Genomic DNA, 19,325 nt, shown 5'->3' with positions numbered 1-19,325 from the left:
TTCAATAACGAACCTAAAAAGAATAACTTGTGAAAACAACAAAATATTATGTAGCGGCCATTATCTGTTTCATCATCTGGGGATTTTTTAGCTTGGCATTAAAGCCCATTCACGAGTATCCTTCTTTAGATATTTTATTCTATCGTGTTTTCAGCTGCAGTATTCTCATGTTACTGATTGTCTTTACTTTTAAAAGAAAAAGAATCAAAGAAACCATCGCTACCTTTAAAGCATTACCAGCCTTGGAGAGACGCAGATCACTTTTGTTGAATATTGGAGGAAGTGTTTTTTTAATGGCCAACTGGTTTACTTTTATTTATGTAATGAATCATGTTAGTGTAAAAGCAACTTCTTTGGCCTACTTAGTATGTCCAATTTTGACCACCCTACTGGCACACTTTATTTTGAATGAGAAATTAAGCAAAACACAATGGATAGCAGTAGGGCTAAGTGTTTCCGGTTGTTTGCTTTTATCCTATGCCAATATTATGGATATGGTTTTTAGTATAGTCATTGGTTCTACTTATGCTTCGTATTTAGTAAGTCAAAGGATCAACAAAGGATTCGATAAATTTATTGTGCTCACCTTTCATATCACATTGGCAGCCTTATTTTTATTACCCTTTTACCCGGCTTACAGCGGACCGATTCCAACAGAGTTTAAATTTTATTTCTGTATCGAAACTATCGCGATTCTGTTTACCATATTCCCGTTGTTTCTCAATTTATATGCACTTTCCGGAATCAATTCTTCGACGGTAGGTATGCTTTTAAATATCAACCCAATGATTGCATTTCTATTGGCTCTCTTTTGGTATCATGAGCCAATAGGATCCATACAAATTGTGGCTTATAGCATTGTTTTTCTGGCCGTATTGGTTTTTAATTCACATCATATTTTCGCCATTAGGCAAAAAATAACGCAATATCCAAAGGTTCTCAAGTAATTTGAAATACTTTATGTTTTTTATTGGTTTAAAATCTAAAGTATCAGAATCTTATCGGATGTGTAAACAGGAATGAATATTTTTCATTCCTGTTTTTTTTTAGAATGCGTACGCTTCTTTGTCTGCTTTTGCCTTTTCAAAGCGTAAACGATCATTTCTATCATTTATAGCGCGTTGCACTATGCTTGTGCTTGGGCCTTCAGCCCTCTTACTATTTATTTCAGACACTTATATTTTTTCTTAATTCAGTTCGTAGTCCGTTGCACTATGTCAGTATTATTGGGCCTTTGAGTCTTCTTATCTATTTCGGATACTTATACTTTTTGTTTCGTTTAGATCATAATGCGTTGCACTATGCAAGTCTTATTGGGCTTTCAGCCTTTTTACTCATTTGAGATATTTGTGCTCTTTCTTAATTTAGATCATAGTACGTTGTATTATGCTGAAGTTATTAAGTCTTCAGTTTTTTTATTCATCGAGGACACTTATACTCAAATGTGAATTGATTAACCTTTAGGGAGTGAATATTTGAAAATCCTTGCTCTGAAAGAGCTTTAGCCATAGCATAGTGCGAAGCACTATGAATAATTGGGAATGAGCGTTTACGCCCTGAAAGGGCAAAAGCCTAATTCCAAAGAAAAACAATTCTCGTGTTTTGTATGGTTATTTTCCGGAACCTAGCTAAAATTACCACAATCTTAACAAGGTATGTAAGCAGGAATGAGTATTTTCATTTTTACTTTTTTAGATCACATAAACTGTAAATACATAATAGAGATCTAAGCGGCATAATTCGCTAAAAATCGATGTTTCGACACCTAAAAACCAATATTCCTATGAAAAACACCAAACTCCAGGCCTTTATTCCGTTGTTTTATTTAGTGTGGTCCGATGATTTACTGACTCAGAAAGAGTTTGTTACCATTCAGAAATTTATCAATGACCTTACCTGGCTTTCGCCCGAAGAAAAACAACAATTGCTTTCCAGAGTTGATATTTCAAATCCGCCGGGGCGAAATGAACTGACGCAATGGAAATTGGATATAGAGAAAAGCATTGAAAATAAAGAAGATATTAGATCGATTTTTGATATTGCCGTGGCACTTTCAGAAAAGGATCTGGACATTTCGACCTTAAAATCAAATTTTATCCAACTGGAAAATGATCTGGGAATTTTAGGGGAAGAAGCGCTTCAGAATTTTAAAACAAAAGCGAATTCCTTTACATCAAACTCTCAGGCGAACAGCGAGTTTGATGTTCAAAAAATTACAGCTCTTTTAAATGGTAAAGAAGCCGGGATAATCAATAGAGTAAAAGCAATTATTTCAAGATCGGAATTTGCATACGAAACTTCCACAGATATTAAGGTGTATCGCCAGACGGTTTACAATTGGTGTAAGCTGCTCGCAGCAGAGAATCTCGGCAATATGGCGTACCCAAAACAATATGGAGGAGGAGAAAACATAGCCGATTATTTTGCGATTATGGAAACCTTAAGTTATCATGACCTTAGTTTGGTAATCAAATTTGGTGTTCAGTTTGGACTTTGGGGCATGAGTGTTCAATCGTTAGGAACAGAAAAACATTATGCCAAATATTTAAGAGACATTGGAACACTAAAAATTCCGGGCTGTTTTGCGATGACCGAAACACATCATGGTTCTAATGTAAAAGGGCTGGAAACGACAGCAACTTATAATCATGCGGATCAGACTTTTATCATTCATACCCCAAATAAAAATGCTCAAAAAGAATATATCGGAAATGCGGCCATTCACGGTCAGATGGCAACCGTTTTTGCAAAACTAATTATAGACGATCACGATTATGGCGTAAATGCATTTGTTGTCCCATTAAGAGATACCAACGGAACTGTACTAAAAGGAGTTACGATTGGAGATTGCGGACATAAGATGGGTTTGAACGGAGTTGATAATGGAACTATCAGTTTCGATCAGGTAGTGATTCCGAAGGAAAACATGCTCGATCGTTTTGCCTCTGTAAATGACAAAGGGGAATTTGAAAGCCCGATTCCGAGTGACAACAGGCGTTTTTTTACCATGTTGGGGACTTTGGTAGGCGGTCGTATTGGGATTCCCCGTTCAGCGTTGGCGGCAGCCAAATCCGGATTGACCATTGCCATTCGATACAGCGATCAGCGTCGACAGTTTGGACCTGAAGGCGGATCAGAAGTTCCGATTTTGAACTACAGAATGCACCAGCGTCGATTGATTCCGCCATTAGCAAAAACATATGCTGCGCATTTTGCGCTGCAGTACCTTACCAATCGCTTTTTAAACAGAACTGAAGCTGAAATGCAGGAAATTGAAGCACTGGCCGCAGGAATGAAGTCCTATTCGACCTGGAGTACAAGAGATATCCTTCAGGAATGCCGCGAAGCCTGTGGTGGAAAAGGATATTTATCTGAGAACCGAATCGATGCTTTAAAAAACGATACCGAAATTTATACCACCTTTGAAGGCGATAATACTGTTTTGATGCAATTAGTTGCCAAAAACAGACTCTCAGAATTCAGAAAAACTTTCGGAGAAATGGGCTCGTTAGGGATTATCAATTATGTGTATGAAAATGCAAAAACGGCACTTACCGAGAAAAACCCAATAGCCACCAGAAAAACGGATGACGAACATTTGTTGGATGGGGATTTTCATTTACAGGCATTTGTTCACAGAGAGAAAACAATTTTAGCTTCGGCAGCACGACGCATCAAAAAACTGGTTGATGGAGGTTTAGAACCTTACGACGCTTTTAATGTCGTGCAGCACCAAATGATCGACGTGGCTCAGGCTTATCTGGAGAGAGTGGTGCTGGAGCAATTTCAACTCGCAATTAAATCCGTAGAAGATAGTAAGACAAAAGAAATTCTAACGAAACTCAATCAGTTGTATGCGCTTTCACAATTAGAAAAAAATAAAGCCTGGTATCTCGAGGACGGTTATATGGAAGCTATCAAAACGAAAGCAATCCGTAAAATAGTCAATCAGCTTTGTTGGGATATCCGACCTGACGCGGTCGCTCTGGTGAATGCTTTTGATATTCCGGAGAGCTGTCTGTCTGCACCAATTGCGGTTTAGTAGAGTAAAGAGTAAAGAGTAAAGAGTAAAGAGTAAAGAGTAAAGAGTAAAGAGTAAAGAGTAAAGAGTAAAGAGTAAAGAGTAAAGAGTAAAGAGTAAAGAGTAAAGAGTAAAGAGTAAAGAGTAAAGAGTAAAGAGTAAAGAGTAAAGAGTAAAGAGTAAAGAGTAAAGAGTAAAGAGTAAAGAGTAAAGAGTAAAGAGTAAAGAGTAAAGAGTAAAGAGTAAAGAGTAAAGAGTAAAGAGTAAAGAGTAAAGAGTAAAGAGTAAAGAGTAAAGAGTAAAGAGTAAAGAGTAAAGAGTAAAGAGTAAAGAGTAAAGAGTAAAGAGTAAAGAGTAAAGAGTAAAGAGTAAAGAGTAAAGAGTGAAGAGTGAAGAGTGAAGAGTGAAGAGTGAAGAGTGAAGAGTGAAGAGTGAAGAGTGAAGAGTGAAGAGTGAAGAGTGAAGAGTGAAGAGTGAAGAGTGAAGAGTGAAGAGTGAAGAGTGAAGAGTGAAGAGTGAAGAGTGAAGAGTGAAGAGTAAAGAGTGAAGAGTAAAGAGTAAAGAGTATGTAATAAATAGCCATGAATTCACGAATTTTTTCTAATCTGTATGGTTTAAAGAAATTCGTGAATTCGTGGCTAACTTTTTTAAAGTTTCAGCTTTTTATTGAGTGTTAAGTATTTGGTTTTAAATTGTTTGGTATTTTTTTTTAACATAACAAGAATTTTTTGTTATTACTTCTGTTATATCACAAGGTAGCTAAAAGTGTTTCTTAAACCATAGCTTTATTGACATAACTGGCTTTTTCAAAATCCATAATATTGATCGAAATAATAGGGACTTCAGGAAGTATCTCGTTTAGTTTAGTGACAATTGCTTTTGATAATCCTGCTTTTTGATCGGTATTTCTGCCTTCCAGAATGTAGGCAAAGACGTGAATAAAATCGTCTGAAGAATTTCCATTATTATAATAGCTGAAAGGATGGATACGAACCTTAATATCAGTAGGAACGAAAAGAGTAGTGGCTAAAGCGGTATGGTAAATTTCCTGCATGATATCGTCGGTAGATTTTAGTCGGATTACATTTTCAGAGCAATCAATAACAAAGTGTGGCATGAGTATAATGTTTAAATTAGCAAAAATGAAGTATAAACAAATTTACAAAAATCCGATAGAGAATGAGTGCAGTTATTTGTTTTCGGGAGCTTTTATTTTTTACAAAAACCACAATTTTCAATTTGCTAAATAATTACTTTTTCTAGTAGCACTTTCTTATATTTGCAAGTCTCATTATATTCCCAATTGGTTTGAAAAATTATCTGCTGTTTCTTCTTTTTATCATTTTAGGAAGTCCTGTTTATTCAGCGGACAGCACAGATAGTATTATCGATAAGTTAAATGAAGCTTTAAAGAACAAAGCTCATTATGTTCGTTTGAGAGAAGAACGTATTTTAAATTTCAAAAAAATCAAATCCGATGATTTAACGAAAGAGCAGGAGTACAATTACAACCAAAGTTTGTACAGTCAATATCTGAAATTCAATTCTGATTCGGCTATTTTATATGTCAAAAAAAATCTGAAAATCGCCAGCGAGCTTCAAAATACGGATTTACTGAACCTGGCCAATCTGCAATTGGTAACATTGTACTCTTCCTCGGGAAAATATCGCGAATCTGAGGCCATTTTAAAAAGCATTCCTAAAAAGGAATTGCCTAAGAAACTACTACCTAACTATTATATTGCGTATCGCGAGTTTTTGGAACATTATGCTGCCAATAGCGACGATGTAAAGTACATTGAGCAAATTAACAAATACCGTGATTCGCTGCTCACCGTTTTAGATCCTTCTACCTTAAACTATCGAATCACCAGAATTGAGCAGGAGATGTCGCAGAAAAAGTTTGCTGCAGCTGAAAAAAAGCTATCGTATTTATTGAAAAAAGCAAAAGACGATCATCCGCAGTATGCCATGATTACTTATCTTTTGGCGAGCATCTATAAAGAAACGAAGCAGCTGGAACTTCAAAAAAAATACTATGCACTTTCAGCTACTGCCGATCTAAAAACCGCAAACAAGGACAATGCTTCTCTTCAGGAACTCGCTTTATTTTTTTATCAAGCCAATGATGTTGATATGGCCTATAAACTAACCCAATCGGCGATTGAAGATGCCTTGTATTGCAATGTTCAGTTTCGTACCCTTTTAATGTCAGAGGTATATTCGATCATTAACACTGTTTACTTAGAGAAAGAAGCTAAGAGAAAAACGGAACTTCAACTGTACCTTTTATGTATCAGTTTATTATCGGCATTTTTAGTTGTTGCGGTGATTTATGTTTACAAACAAATGAAAAAAGTATCGCGAATCAGGACAGAACTGTATAATACAAGTCAAAAATTAGCCGAATTAAATAAAGACATTACAGAAACCAACAATCAGCTGCAGGAAAGAAATGCACAATTATCGGAATCCAACCATGTTAAAGAAGAATACATTGCACATTTTTTTAGTCTTTGTTCAGCCTATATCAACAAACTAGAAAATTATCGCGTCACTTTAAACAAAAAAGCGACCGCCAAACAATTTGATGAAATCTACAAAGTATTGAAATCAACCACTCTGGTAGATAACGAACTGGAAGAATTATACAAAAATTTTGACATCATCTTTTTGAATTTATATCCCACTTTCGTAAAAGATTTCAATGCGCTTTTAATTCCGGAAGAGCAAATTGTTTTAAAACAAGGAGAACTGATGAATACAGAACTTCGAATTTTCGCTTTAATTCGTTTAGGAATTACAGACAGTGTAAAAATTGCGGCGTTTTTGCGTTATTCTTTGAGCACCATTTACAATTACCGAACCAGAGCACGAAATAAAGCCGCAGTTTCCCGAAATGATTTTGAAGAAAGGGTCACAAAAATTGGCTTAATATCCGTAAAACTTTAGAAAATCATTCTAAAATCACTACTTTTTTTGGCTTTTTGTTTTTTGTAAGCAATTGTTATTCATTGAGTTGTGTTTTTAATTCACTACTTTTTTTCATTTAGAAATCCAGAACAAACTATAACGTTTTAGCTTTACAGTATTCTTAAAAAGAGAGGTACTGCTTATACTTTCTTCCCATTGTAAATTAAATGCTTTAATAAATTAATAGTTATGTTTAAAAATGTTAAAACAATTGTTGTTTTACTATTGTTGAGTGCTGTCGGGGCGAGTGCACAGCATAAAATTCCGGTTTATTTAGACGATAAAAAATCGATTAATGAACGTGTAGAAGATGCCCTTGCAAGAATGACAACCGACGAGAAAATTGCCATGATACATGCGCAGTCAAAATTCAGCTCACCGGGTGTACCACGTTTGGGTATTCCGGAAAACTGGATGACCGACGGACCACACGGAATTCGTACCGAAGTTTTATGGGACGAATGGGATCAGGCTGGATGGACTAATGATTCCTGTATTGCTTTTCCGGCTTTAACCGCACTTTCTGCTACCTGGAACAAAGAATTATCTTCTCTATACGGTAAATCTATAGGAGAAGAAGCGCGTTACCGTAATAAAAATGTATTATTAGGCCCCGGAGTTAACATTTACAGATCACCTCTAAACGGTCGTAATTTTGAATACATGGGAGAAGATCCTTTCCTGACTTCCAAAATGGTGGTTCCTTATATCAAAGGGGTACAGGCAAATGGAGTGGCTGCCTGCGTTAAACATTTCGCATTAAACAATCAGGAAATAGGACGTAATACCGTTAATGTAATCGTTGATGACCGTGCTTTATACGAAATTTATTTACCGGCTTTTAAAGCTGCTGTTCAGGAAGGAGATGCCTGGGCAATTATGGGAGCATATAATAAATATAAAGGGCAACACTGCTGTCATAATGAGTTTTTACTGAATGATATTCTGCGCGGAGAATGGGGCTTTAAAGGAGTTGTAGTGTCAGACTGGGGAGGCGTTCATGATACCAAACAGGCCATCTACAATGGATTGGATATGGAGTTCGGTTCCTGGACTAACGGGCTTTCATGGGGAACCAGTAACGCTTATGACAATTACTTTTTGGCTAAACCCTATTCTATAATGATTGCAAAAGGTGAGGTTGGAACAAAAGAACTGGACGAGAAAGTACGTCGTATTTTACGTCTGTCATTCTTAACGACGATGAATAAGAACAGACCTTTCGGTTCTTTTGGAACAGAAGAACACGCCAAAGCAGGTTTGAAAATCGCCGAAGAAGGAATTGTGCTGCTTCAAAACAACAATAACATTTTGCCAATTAACCTTTCTAAAACAAAGAAAATTGCAGTAATTGGAGAAAATGCCATCAAAATGATGACTGTTGGAGGAGGAAGTTCTTCATTGAAAGCGAGATACGAAATTACGCCACTTGAAGGATTAAGGAAAAGAATCGGAAATCAGGCTGAAATTACTTACGCTCGCGGATACGTGGGAGATCCGACAAGTAATTATAATGGAGTAGTGGCCAAAGTAAGTCTGGAAGACAAACGTTCTCCTGCCGAGTTAACCGCTGAGGCTGTAAAAGTAGCTGCAGCCGCAGATGTTGTTTTGTTCATAGGAGGTACAAATAAAAGTGACAAACAAGACGCTGAAGGTTTTGACCGTCTGGATTTGGGTCTTTCGTATGGTCAGGATCAATTGATAGGAGAATTGGTGAAAGTAAATAAAAATATCGTTTTTGTGAATATTTCAGGAAATGCAGTGGCAATGCCATGGGTAAAAGACGTTCCGGGAATTGTACAAGGTTGGTTTTTGGGCACAGAAGCAGGAAATGCTTTAGCTGCTGTTTTGGTAGGAGATGTGAACCCTTCAGGGAAGCTGTCGTTTACCTTTCCTGTAAAATTATCCGATAACGGAGCTCATGCCTTAGGCGAATTTTCGGGCGGAGATGACGTAACATATAAAGAAAGCATTTTTGTAGGGTACCGTTGGGCCGACAAGCAAAAAGCAAAGCCATTGTTCTCTTTTGGGCATGGGTTGAGTTATACGACTTTTCAATATGGAAAAGTAACAGCCGATAAAAAACAAATGGGAGCCGGAGATCAGATCACTTTTTCGGTAAAAGTAAAGAATACGGGAACACGAGAAGGTTCAGAAGTAGTTCAGCTTTACATCAGTGATTTGAAATCTTCATTACCGCGTCCGATTAAGGAATTAAAAGGCTTCGAGAAGGTTTCCCTTCAGCCGAGAGAAGAAAAAACGGTGACTTTTACCATCGATAAAACAGCACTTAGCTTTTTTGATGATAAAAAACACGACTGGGTAGCTGAACCAGGAGCTTTTGAAGCCATCATTGGAGCCTCTTCTACAGCTATAAAATCTAAAGTGAGTTTCTCACTTCAATAATTTCATGTTTCTAAAAATGGTTGGTTGTAAAGCTGCAAGTGTAAAAACTTGTGGCTTTACTTTTATGAACTCTGTTGGGGGGGATTGTCAACACACACATACATAGAAACATAGATTTTGGCGGTAAGAAGAGAAAAAAATAGGAATATATCTCTTTCATATAGAAAAACTACGTGCATTTAATGGAAGTGAAACGCCTTTTTTATTAGATAAAGAATCTATGTCACTATGTGTTAAAAATGAATTATACCAATACGTTAAATAAAAAGTCTATTATTTAAAATACTATTATGAAAAAAGCCATACTAGGTGTCATCACCTTATTTTTAGCACAAAGTCTTTCGGCACAAAGCCTGAACAAAATGCAATGGTTTAACGAACCTGAAAAATGGGAAATTAAAAACAATGCTTTGATCATGAATGTGACAGCGAATAGTGATTATTGGCGCATTTCGCATTATGGTTTTACTGTAGACGATGCACCGTTTTATTATGCTACTTATGGCGGAGAGTTTGAAGCCAAAGTAAAGTTAACCGGTAATTATATCGCCCGTTTTGACCAAATGGGACTGATGCTTCGTATTGATGAGAAAAATTACATTAAAACCGGAGTTGAATTTGTGGATGGAAAATTTAATATAAGTACCGTTGTTACACACAATAAAAGTGACTGGAGTGTAACAACTTTAGAGAAAGCACCACCATTTGTATGGATAAAAGTGGTGAGAAGACTGGACGCCGTTGAAGTCTTCTTTTCGTATGATGATAAAAACTATATTTTGACCCGAAATGCACCTTTGCAGGACAATACACCGGTCATGGTGGGCCTGATGGCTGCATCACCGGACGGAAAAGGCTTTGAAGCCAAATTCGAAAATTTTAAAGTAACACATTTACCGGATCAACGCAGACTGGAATGGCTTAAAAAGCACCAGGAATAGTAACGCTAAAAGCCAATTTTCTAAGAAGTTAAATTCTAAATTTCAATTAGAATTTCCGAAGAAAAGATTTTTCTTACCTTATTGATCTCTAATGTAATTAATGTAACAAATAACCAGTCTTTCTTTAGGATTACAAGCTTCAATCCGCCAGCCTGTTAGGGAAATATCGCTATTTTAGCTTTCACCAAAAAATTATCTAACCTTTTAACAACCAAAAACTATTTTATGAATTCAAGTTCAATGGAAATTAAACCCAAAAAACATTATGAAATTTTAGACGGCTTACGTGGGGTAGCCGCAATTTTAGTAGTTATTTTTCACGCGTTCGAAGCTTTTAACGAAGGAAGCCGATTTAAGCAGATCATGAATCATGGTTATTTGGCAGTCGACTTCTTTTTTCTTTTATCGGGATTCGTGGTTGCGTACGCCTATGACGATCGTTGGGAGAAAATGTCGCAATGGGAATTTTACAAACGACGTTTAATCCGTTTACAACCCATGGTTATTATGGGAATGGTCATTGGAGCGTCGCTTTATTATCTTCAGGCTTCGAATGTTGCTTTTCCGCAAATTGCTACTATGCCAATCTGGAAACTAATTTTAGTGATGCTGGCCGGTTTTGTACTGATACCGCTTCCGCCATCAATGGAAATTAGAGGCTGGGGCGAAACGTTTCCGCTTAATGGACCGGCATGGTCGCTTTTCTTTGAGTATATTGCTAATATTCTGTATGCATTGTTCTTTCGTAAATTCTCGAATAAAGTTCTAGGCTTTTTAGTATTAATTTTTGCGGGAATGCTTGTTCATTATACCGTTTTTGGTCCAAAAGGAGATGTTATTGGTGGTTGGTCACTAACGATGCAGGAATTGTATGTTGGATTCACCCGTTTGTTGTATCCTTTCTTTGCGGGAGTTTTACTTTCCCGTTTAGGAAAACTCATTCATGTAAAAGGTGCTTTCTGGATTTGCAGCGTTTTGATTTTAGTCATTTTTAGTATCCCGAGATTGGGTGATGAAAACAGTTTGTGGATGAACGGTTTGTATGAATCCATTGCTATTATAGTGTTGTTTCCTTTAATTGTAGCTATTGGAGCAGGAGGAGAGATCAAAAATCCGCTATCGCTTAAAATTTGCAAAGCCTTAGGAGACATTTCGTATCCAATTTATATTATACATTATCCGTTAATTTATTGCTATATGGCGTGGGTATTCGAAAACAAAGTACCATTAAAGGATGGTTACGGGATCGGAATAGGAATTGTAATTTCGAGTATTGCAATTGCCTACCTGTGCCTGAAGTTTTATGACGAGCCAGTGCGCAACTGGCTTCAGAATAAATTTCAAAAAAGAAAAGTTTCTTAAAAAGGAGGTTTAAAGGGGCAAAGGTTCAAAGGGACAGAGGTAAAACCTTTGCGCCTAAATCAAAAAGGGATGAAAATATTGTTATTTTCATCCCTTTTGGTTTTTATAATAATTCATAGAAATTTCTCTTTCCGATTTTGATTTTTGTTTCTTTTTGCAATGAAATCATTTCAAATGGGTTTTGAATTTTTTCATGATTAATCTGAACTGCACCGCTTTCAATCAATCTTCTGTTTGCTGACTTTGTAATGTCATTTTTAATTAAAGAACAAAGATCAATTAAGGTTATTTGATTTGACTCCGTTTTTAAAGAAGATATCATAACCGTGACAAATGATTTCGCTTCTAAATTCTTACTTTGAAATTGATTAATAAAGAATTTCTCAGCTTGTTCAGCGCTATTTTTATTGTGGTACTGAGTGATAATGTTTTTCGCAATCAACTTTTTAATATGCATTGGATTATCATTTTCTAATCTTTTCCTGATTTCTAACTTTTCTTCTAATGAAAAATCGGTTGTTAATTCCAAGAATTCTAAAATAAGTTCATCAGGAATCGACATGGTTTTCCCAAATATTTCGTTTGGTTCATCAGTCAATCCAATTGTATTGCGCAATGATTTACTCATTTTTTCTTTTCCATCAAGACCTTTTAACAATGGCATACACATTACGATTTGCCCGGATATTTTGAAATTTTCCTGTAATTGTCTTCCCATAGTACAATTGAATAACTGATCTGTACCTCCGATTTCGATGTCAGCATTAATTTTGACAGAATCAAAACCTTGTAAAATTGGGTAAACCAATTCATGCATTGCAATTGGTGTGTTCTCGGTAAATCTTTTGTTAAAGTCATTCCTGTGCATCAGTTGTGCGACCGTAACATTCGACATAATCTGAATTATTTCAGAGAAAGATAGTTCGTCCAGCCATTCTGAATTAAAAACGATTTTTGCTTTTTCAACATCAATAATTTTCGCCAATTGCAAAATGTAAGTTTCTGCGTTGTGCTTTACTTCTTCAGTACTCAAAGGTTTTCGACTCTTGTTTTTTCCGGTAGGGTCACCAATTCGGGCAGTAAAGCTTCCTACTACAATAACAATTTGATGCCCTAAGTCCTGAAATTGCTTTAGTTTTTTTAAAACAACAGCATGTCCCAAATGCAAATCTGGGGCGGTTGGATCAAAACCAAGTTTGATAATTAATTTTCTGTTTTCTTTTTTAGCTAAATTTAGTTTTTCTTTTAAGCCATTTTCAGGAAGAAAGATGGCTGTGTTTTCTTTTAGTTTTTGAATTGTTTCCATTTTTTTTAAATAAAAAAAGCCCGGACAAAAATGCCCGGGCTTAAAGGTTGATATATAATTTATTCTTTAATTTATAATCGCGAATACGTTGAATTATATGCATAGCCTTTCCGAGCAAGTATTATTGCATAATAATAAGTGCTGAAAAAAGGAAGGCGTAATATGCTGTTCAATGATTTCATTCGATTGCAAATATAATTCTTTAATTAATAACTTTTAAATTTATTCTAAGACCAACTGTCCTAAGGCTTCTTTGCTAAAACCTTTTAATTGATCCGTATGTCCTGCTTTGATTTTGGCCACCCAGTTAGGATCAGATAAAAGAGGTCTTCCCACGGCAACCAAATCAAAATCGCCTCTGTCGAAACGTCTGTTTAGTTCCTCTAAAGAAGTTGGTTCAGAACTTTCTCCTGCAAAAGCACCAAAGAAATCGCTTGAAAGTCCGACAGAACCTACTGTAATAGTTGGCGTTCCGGTAACTTTTTTAGCCCAGCCTGCAAAGTTCAGGTCAGATTCTTCAAATTCCGGCTCCCAGAAACGACGTTGAGAGCAGTGTAAAATATCTACTCCTGCATCAACAATAGGGCTTAACCAGGCTTCTAATTCCTGTGGATTTTGGGCTAGTTTATAGTTGTAATCAGAAGGCTTAAACTGAGAAAATCTCATAATCACAGCAAAATCGTTACCGACTTGTCTTCTGATTTCTTTTACGACTTCAATAGCAAAGCGGCTGCGTTCCGGTAATGTTTTTCCACCGTAAAGATCCGTACGCAAATTGGTTTCGGCTCTAAAGAACTGGTCAATTAGATAACCGTGCGCACCGTGAATTTCGATCGTATCAAATCCTAGTCTTTTAGCATCGGCCGCTGCTTTTCCAAAAGCGATAATAGTATTTTCAACGTCTTTCTCTGACATGGTATTTCCATTACTAAAATCAGGTCGGTTTAAACCCGACGGTCCTTCAAAAGGCACTGGTGGAACCCATCCTGAATGATGATTGTCCATAATTCCCATATGCCAGATTTGCGGCCCCATTTGACCTCCGGCGGTATGAACCTCTTCAATTACTTTTTTCCATCCGTTTAAGGCTTCATTGCCATAAAAATGAGGAACATTGGCATCGTTTGACGACGAAGGTCTGTCGATAACAGTTCCTTCTGATAATATTAAACCAACTTCACCTTCAGCTCTTTTTTGGTAGTAAGAAGCTACTTCGTCAGTTGGAACTCCGTTTGGAGAAAAGGAGCGCGTCATAGGCGCCATTACGATTCGGTTTTTAAGATTTAACGTTTTTAAGTTAAATGGCGAAAACAGGTTGTTTGTACTCATAGTAATTTACAAATTAGATTGAATTAATTTACTGAGTGCTTCAAAGGCACCTTCGTTACGTTTATAATAAGTCCATTGTCCAACACGTTTGGATTCGATAAATCCGGCGCGTTGTAAAATAGACAGGTATTCTGAGACTGTCGATTGGGTAAGACCTGCTTTGGCTTGTATCTGTCCCACACAAACCCCATGCTCAAATCCCGAGTGCTGGAGCTGATCCGGGAAGTTGATTTCGGGTTCTTTTAACCATTCCAGCATTTGTAATCTGGATTTGTTGGCTAATGCTTTAAAGATTTCTATAGATTCCATCGGGCAAATATATCGACTTTTCCCGATATATCAATTTAAAGAAACTTATTTAGTATAATTTTAAGAGTAAGGATGCAATTTGTGTGAGAAGTATTTATATTTGTTTCCTCTTGAAAACAGCGCTTTTTTGACGATAGGATTGTAGAATTTGCAAAGGACAATACCTTTTGATTACTAGGTTTTTGAAAGAACTGTCAAGAAAATAACCCCAAATTTATTCATGAAGATTATGAAAAAAACACTACTTATTTTAGGTTTCCTATGCTGTGCTGTCACGAGTTCGAAAGCTCAGGTGGTAGGAACCGACATTGGCGACATTGCTCCCGAAATTGATTTGCCGGATACAAAAGGAAATAATATTGTGCTTTCTTCCTTAAGAGGAGAGTTTGTTTTAGTCGACTTTTGGGCATCGTGGTGCGGTCCCTGCATAAAAGAACAGCCCGAATTGATAAAACTGTATAACACTTATTCCGGTAAGTTTTCTATTTACAGTGTTTCAATGGATACGAAGAAAGCTCTTTGGACCGGAGCCATTGCAAAACAAAAACTGCCATGGACTCAGGTAAGCGACTTAAAATATTGGAATTCTCCGGTTATTGGCGATTATATGCTTCAATCAGTGCCTTTGAATTTTCTGATCGATAAAAATGGAATTATACTGGCAAAAAACATTCACGGAAACGCATTGAACGAAATGTTGAAAAACTTACTTACGGCTCAGTAAAAATAGAAACTTTGAGAGTAGGATTGTTTTGAGAAAGAATGCAGGTAAGAAGGATATAAAAGGGATGGAATGGAATCAAAATTAAGTATAGCTGAATTTAGAGCAAGATTAAAAAACAATACTGAAATTGGTTCTTTGAAAATAAAATTCAGCCACTTGAGAATATTTCCGAGATTTGGTGAATTAAAGCCTTTTTACGGTCTTTTTGACGATAAAAGCTTTCGTTTGACCATAAATTCGGCAACATCTCCCACTTGTTTCATTATAAAAGGAAGCTACAAAAATGTTGACAACAGACTTAAGGTAAATTATACGATTGAGCCCAATAGTAAAATTCAATTGTTTTGGGTGAAATATTCACCTGTAGTGGCTATAATTGCAATCAACCTGTTTTTTGTTCTATTTGCGAGAGGACTCAGGAGAGCTTCTACTATCGTGAATTTGTTTTTACTTATTACCATTTTCTATTCCAGGTGGAAAGAAGAAAGAAGGCGTAAGAAATTAGAGAAAAAGTTCCTCAGGATTTTTGAAATTAAGAGAGACTGCTGATAGAACTAATCCAGAACAAAAGTTAGGAAGAAAGGGCTGAAAGCCCAAAAGAAACAGCATCGTGCGCAGTACATTGAATTGGAGTAAGGTGTAGAATTGCCCTGAAAGGGCAAGAGCAAACTATATATTATAATTTTCAATAAAGAACAAACCGCTCTTTTATAAAATACAATTCAAAAAGATATAAAACCAACTTTTTGCGCGTAAGCTTGTGCCCTTTCAGGGCGTAACCGATATTTGTTATCGTTATTGATGGTGCTGCACACGATGCCGTTGCTAAAGCTCTTTCAGAGCAATATTCACAAAATTAAATAAACACCAATAAAGACTGAAAGCCAGAGAAGTATATTTCAATGCTAAAATAAAAGCTTTTAGAGCTCAATTTAGTGGAGTGAGAAAAATAGATTTTTTTCTTATACAGATTATCTTATCTTTTTGCCTGATCCTCAGATTTTGCAACTGATCCAATAGAACTCTAAAAATAAAACCTCTGTCAAAACATAGAATTGACAAAGGTTTTATTATTTAGATGATCACCTGAAGCTGAAATGAACTTGTTTACTTAATTCAATCTGTCCGCATGATTTCGAACACCGCCAAAGTTATTTTTTAGAAATTCTCTAATTTGAAATTGTGTTTTATTCTGAGTAACTTTTTTCCATTCATTGAAATCGAAAGCATGAATTTCAGTCGCATTCGGATTGGTAACAAAAGCGAGTCTTGCAATAGAATATTTGTAATACTTTAATTCGTGAGAAATATGTCGATCCGGAACGACGATAAGTATGGTTTCCCATTCCAGGAAATTTTTAGGAACATCTGCTCTTTCATTTAATCCAAGGGCTTCAAAAAAGGCAATGATCTTTTGATCATTAAGCTTGTCGATTTTCTGATCAACTCGTTTAATGGTGCTAATAAGTTTATTTTCATCTTTAATAACACTCATAACTAATAGCTGTTTTTTGTTTTATAGGTTAATTTCAATATAAAATTACACCAAAACAAAGTGAATTGTTAAAAGAGAGGCAATAGAATGATTCTAAATTTTATAGAAAGAGTTTACAGGCTTGTTTATCAGAAAGAAAGCGTGCCTTAGTGATCGGAGAGCATAAGATCGGTTTTTCTTTTTTTGGATTTATTCATTACAAACAAAAGCAGGGGTAAGGTTATCAAAAAGAACAATCCAACAAGGAAAAAAGCATCTCTGTAACTTAATAAAGAAGATTGTCTTAAAACAATATTTTCCATAAGTCGGAGTGCTTTAAACTTAGCTTCGTTATAAGCAAAACCTTTGCTTTGAAAATACCTGATGTAGGCATTTATCCGGTCCATTGCGATGGTGTTGTCTGGGGTAACAGTCGAAATTAGCTCGTTTCGGTGTGCTGCAAATCGATGAGCTACATAAGTATTGATAATCGAAACGCCAAAAGAACCGCCCAATTGCCGCATCATATTATTCAAAGCGGCGCCCTGACCAACATCTTTGTCTTCTAAAGAGGAGACGGCCAGCATGGTAAGCGGAACAGTAAGCAGAGCCATTCCTAATGCACGAAAAATCAGAGAAGTTGCCACTTCAGCAGCGCTGGTGTTTAAAGTCATTCCGGACATTCTCCAATTAAAATAAATAAACAAAAGAAATCCGGCTGCGATAATCAGTACCGGTGAGACGCCTTTTTGCAGTAAGGTTCCGCACATTTTTAAAGCCAATAATGCAAACAGCGCTCCGGGTAACAAAAGCAATCCGGTTTGATAAGGCGAGAAGCTTAATAAACGCTGTGCGACAACCGGACTAATGTAGATGGAAATAAACATACCAAATCCGGTTACAAAAGTTAGGACTGCAGCAATACTTAAAGATTTACTTTTGAGGACCCGAAGATTTACTACAGGCTTTTCGATCGTAAGTTCCCAATAGATAAACAGGAGCAGGGTTGTCACGGCAATAAAGGTAAGCACAACAATATAGCGGGTTTCAAACCAGTCTTCGACTTCGCCTCTTTCGAGAACCGTTTGCAAAGTACCAACTCCTATGGCCAGTAAAGCAATGCCGGTCCAGTCGACCTTAGTGATTTCAGGTTTTACAGGAGGTTCCTGTAGTAGAAAGTAACAGGAAATCATGACAAGAATTCCAATCGGAACATTGATGAGGAATATCCAGGGCCAATCGTAATTTTCGGTAATATAACCACCCAAAGTTGGGCCGATAGTGGGGCCAATGAAGATTCCGGCTCCAAATATAGCTCCGGCTGTAGATTGTTTGTCTTTTGGGAAAAGCTCGAAAACCACAACTTGTGAGATGGATAACAAGGCACCGCCTCCAATTCCCTGAAAGAACCTGAAAAAAACGAGCATCCAAATGTTAGACGAATGCCCGCACATAAAAGAGCAGAACGTAAACAAAATAACAGAACCAATATAATAATTACGCCGCCCAAGATTGGCGCTTAGAAAGCTTGTAATAGGGATTATAATCACATTGGCAATGGCATATGCCGTAATCACCCACGAGGTATCTTCAAGCGTAGCGCCCAGATTTCCGCTCATGTGGGAAAGTGCAACATTTACAATCGATATGTCTATCAGTTCCATAATGGCGGCTAATATGACAGTCAGAATAAGTAGTTTTCGGTTTAATGGTGTCATAGATAAATATTTTATACCGATCGGTATATTTTTAATTAAAAAAAAGGACAGTTGTTTTTATTGACTTTACTCTAAGTCATCAATTATCTTTTTCAGTGAAAGCATAATAGTGGATAAATTAGACAGGTCGCCCGTTATTTTAGAAATCATGACGGCACCCTCGATAATGGCGATGATGGTTAGAGCGGTTTTTTCCGGATTTATGGATTCCCCCTTAAATTCTCCCGCAGCGATGCCTTGCTCAATAAAATAAACCAGTTTTTCTTTCCAGGCAAGAATTATACTTTCCACTTTTTTTCTAAGTACCGGATGAGTATCATCTGCTTCAGTAGCAGTGTTGATAATAGGGCATCCACCCTGAGTGATTCTTAGCTCGTAATAATTAGAGTAGAGTCTTGGATAAACCAATAATTTGTCTTTAAACGTAGTTTGCTTGTCGATTTCTCGCGTAAAAGCATCCTGAAGCTTTTTTACATTGAATTTAAAAGCCGCCAAGGCTACTTCGTCTTTGTTTTCAAAGTTACCGTAAATACTTCCTTTTGTAAGGCCTGTCGCTTCGGTAATATCACTCATAGAAGTTCCACTGTACCCTTTCATATTGAAAATAGGAGCGGTTTTCTCTATAATAAATTGCTTGGTTCTTTCGGCTTTACTCATGGTAATTGAAAATTTAAAACACAAATATATACCGATTGGTATAAAATAACAAACTTTTTGAAAAAAAAACAAAGACTGCGGGATGCATCGTAGGACAGTACCTCT

General features: G+C 36.6%; 15 protein-coding genes. 8 read left to right on the top strand and 7 right to left on the bottom strand.

The features are described from left to right. The first annotated feature begins 29 nt into the window (after nucleotides 1–29). Together LNQ34_RS21005 and LNQ34_RS21000 are read left to right on the top strand one after the other, a co-directional pair. Nucleotides 30–947 (top strand): EamA family transporter, encoded by a 918-nt coding sequence (locus LNQ34_RS21005; RefSeq protein WP_202704045.1) that lies wholly within the window; start codon nucleotides 30–32, stop codon nucleotides 945–947. Between the two features lie 836 nt (nucleotides 948–1,783). Further along, nucleotides 1,784–4,042 carry an acyl-CoA dehydrogenase family protein gene (locus LNQ34_RS21000; protein ID WP_230001134.1) on the top strand — a complete coding sequence of 753 codons (2,259 nt, stop codon included), beginning with the start codon at nucleotides 1,784–1,786 and terminating at the stop codon, nucleotides 4,040–4,042. Nucleotides 4,043–4,793: 751 nt separating this feature from the next. Here the strand turns inward: LNQ34_RS21000 and LNQ34_RS20995 are convergent. Next, nucleotides 4,794–5,138 (bottom strand): 5-carboxymethyl-2-hydroxymuconate Delta-isomerase, encoded by a 345-nt coding sequence (locus tag LNQ34_RS20995; protein ID WP_230001133.1) that lies wholly within the window; start codon nucleotides 5,136–5,138, stop codon nucleotides 4,794–4,796. Nucleotides 5,139–5,329: 191 nt separating this feature from the next. On the opposite strand from LNQ34_RS20995, the gene susR reads away from it, so the two are divergent. The 4 genes from susR (at nucleotide 5,330) to LNQ34_RS20975 (ending at nucleotide 11,703) form a co-directional block, all read left to right on the top strand. Beyond that, complete coding sequence (gene susR, locus LNQ34_RS20990; protein WP_230001132.1) at nucleotides 5,330–6,973, top strand: SusR family glycan utilization regulator; 1,644 nt, start codon at nucleotides 5,330–5,332, stop codon at nucleotides 6,971–6,973. A 210-nt stretch (nucleotides 6,974–7,183) separates the two neighbouring features. Then, on the top strand, nucleotides 7,184–9,400 hold the full coding sequence (locus LNQ34_RS20985) for a glycoside hydrolase family 3 C-terminal domain-containing protein (RefSeq protein WP_230001131.1): 2,217 nt from the start codon (nucleotides 7,184–7,186) through the stop codon (nucleotides 9,398–9,400). A 290-nt stretch (nucleotides 9,401–9,690) separates the two neighbouring features. Further along, nucleotides 9,691–10,341, top strand: coding sequence for a DUF1349 domain-containing protein (locus tag LNQ34_RS20980; protein WP_230001130.1), 651 nt, complete (start codon nucleotides 9,691–9,693; stop codon nucleotides 10,339–10,341). 225 nt (nucleotides 10,342–10,566) lie between these two features. After that, entirely contained in the window at nucleotides 10,567–11,703 is a 1,137-nt protein-coding gene (locus LNQ34_RS20975) for an acyltransferase family protein (protein WP_230001129.1), read from the top strand. A 103-nt stretch (nucleotides 11,704–11,806) separates the two neighbouring features. Here the strand turns inward: LNQ34_RS20975 and tyrS are convergent, their stop codons facing one another. The 3 genes from tyrS to LNQ34_RS20960 form a co-directional block, all read right to left on the bottom strand. Beyond that, nucleotides 11,807–13,009, bottom strand: a complete 1,203-nt coding sequence (tyrS, locus tag LNQ34_RS20970; RefSeq protein ID WP_230001128.1) for a tyrosine--tRNA ligase — start codon at nucleotides 13,007–13,009, stop codon at nucleotides 11,807–11,809. Between the two features lie 222 nt (nucleotides 13,010–13,231). Continuing rightward, nucleotides 13,232–14,338: an NADH:flavin oxidoreductase gene (locus LNQ34_RS20965; protein WP_230001127.1), complete on the bottom strand. Its 1,107-nt coding sequence runs from the start codon at nucleotides 14,336–14,338 to the stop codon at nucleotides 13,232–13,234. A 6-nt stretch (nucleotides 14,339–14,344) separates the two neighbouring features. Continuing rightward, nucleotides 14,345–14,647 carry an ArsR/SmtB family transcription factor gene (locus LNQ34_RS20960; RefSeq protein WP_017497055.1) on the bottom strand — a complete coding sequence of 101 codons (303 nt, stop codon included), beginning with the start codon at nucleotides 14,645–14,647 and terminating at the stop codon, nucleotides 14,345–14,347. A 229-nt stretch (nucleotides 14,648–14,876) separates the two neighbouring features. On the opposite strand from LNQ34_RS20960, the gene LNQ34_RS20955 reads away from it, so the two are divergent. Together LNQ34_RS20955 and LNQ34_RS20950 are read left to right on the top strand one after the other, a co-directional pair. Continuing rightward, the gene (locus LNQ34_RS20955) at nucleotides 14,877–15,371 is read left to right on the top strand and encodes a TlpA family protein disulfide reductase (protein WP_230001126.1); all 495 of its coding nucleotides are present in this window, start codon (nucleotides 14,877–14,879) and stop codon (nucleotides 15,369–15,371) included. Nucleotides 15,372–15,440: 69 nt separating this feature from the next. After that, the gene (locus tag LNQ34_RS20950) at nucleotides 15,441–15,920 is read left to right on the top strand and encodes a hypothetical protein (RefSeq protein WP_230001125.1); all 480 of its coding nucleotides are present in this window, start codon (nucleotides 15,441–15,443) and stop codon (nucleotides 15,918–15,920) included. A 562-nt stretch (nucleotides 15,921–16,482) separates the two neighbouring features. Here LNQ34_RS20950 and LNQ34_RS20945 read toward each other — a convergent pair. The 3 genes from LNQ34_RS20945 to LNQ34_RS20935 form a co-directional block, all read right to left on the bottom strand. Next, nucleotides 16,483–16,866 carry a hypothetical protein gene (locus LNQ34_RS20945; protein ID WP_202703844.1) on the bottom strand — a complete coding sequence of 128 codons (384 nt, stop codon included), beginning with the start codon at nucleotides 16,864–16,866 and terminating at the stop codon, nucleotides 16,483–16,485. Nucleotides 16,867–17,012: 146 nt separating this feature from the next. Then, on the bottom strand, nucleotides 17,013–18,563 hold the full coding sequence (locus LNQ34_RS20940) for a DHA2 family efflux MFS transporter permease subunit (RefSeq protein WP_230001124.1): 1,551 nt from the start codon (nucleotides 18,561–18,563) through the stop codon (nucleotides 17,013–17,015). Nucleotides 18,564–18,629: 66 nt separating this feature from the next. Further along, nucleotides 18,630–19,220: a TetR/AcrR family transcriptional regulator gene (locus tag LNQ34_RS20935; RefSeq protein ID WP_202703846.1), complete on the bottom strand. Its 591-nt coding sequence runs from the start codon at nucleotides 19,218–19,220 to the stop codon at nucleotides 18,630–18,632. Nucleotides 19,221–19,325: the final 105 nt, after the last annotated feature.

Source organism: Flavobacterium lipolyticum (assembly GCF_020905335.1).
Classification (GTDB): domain Bacteria; phylum Bacteroidota; class Bacteroidia; order Flavobacteriales; family Flavobacteriaceae; genus Flavobacterium; species Flavobacterium lipolyticum.
Note: the sequence above shows the minus strand (reverse complement) of the source record. Positions and strands in the feature narration are given on the sequence as shown.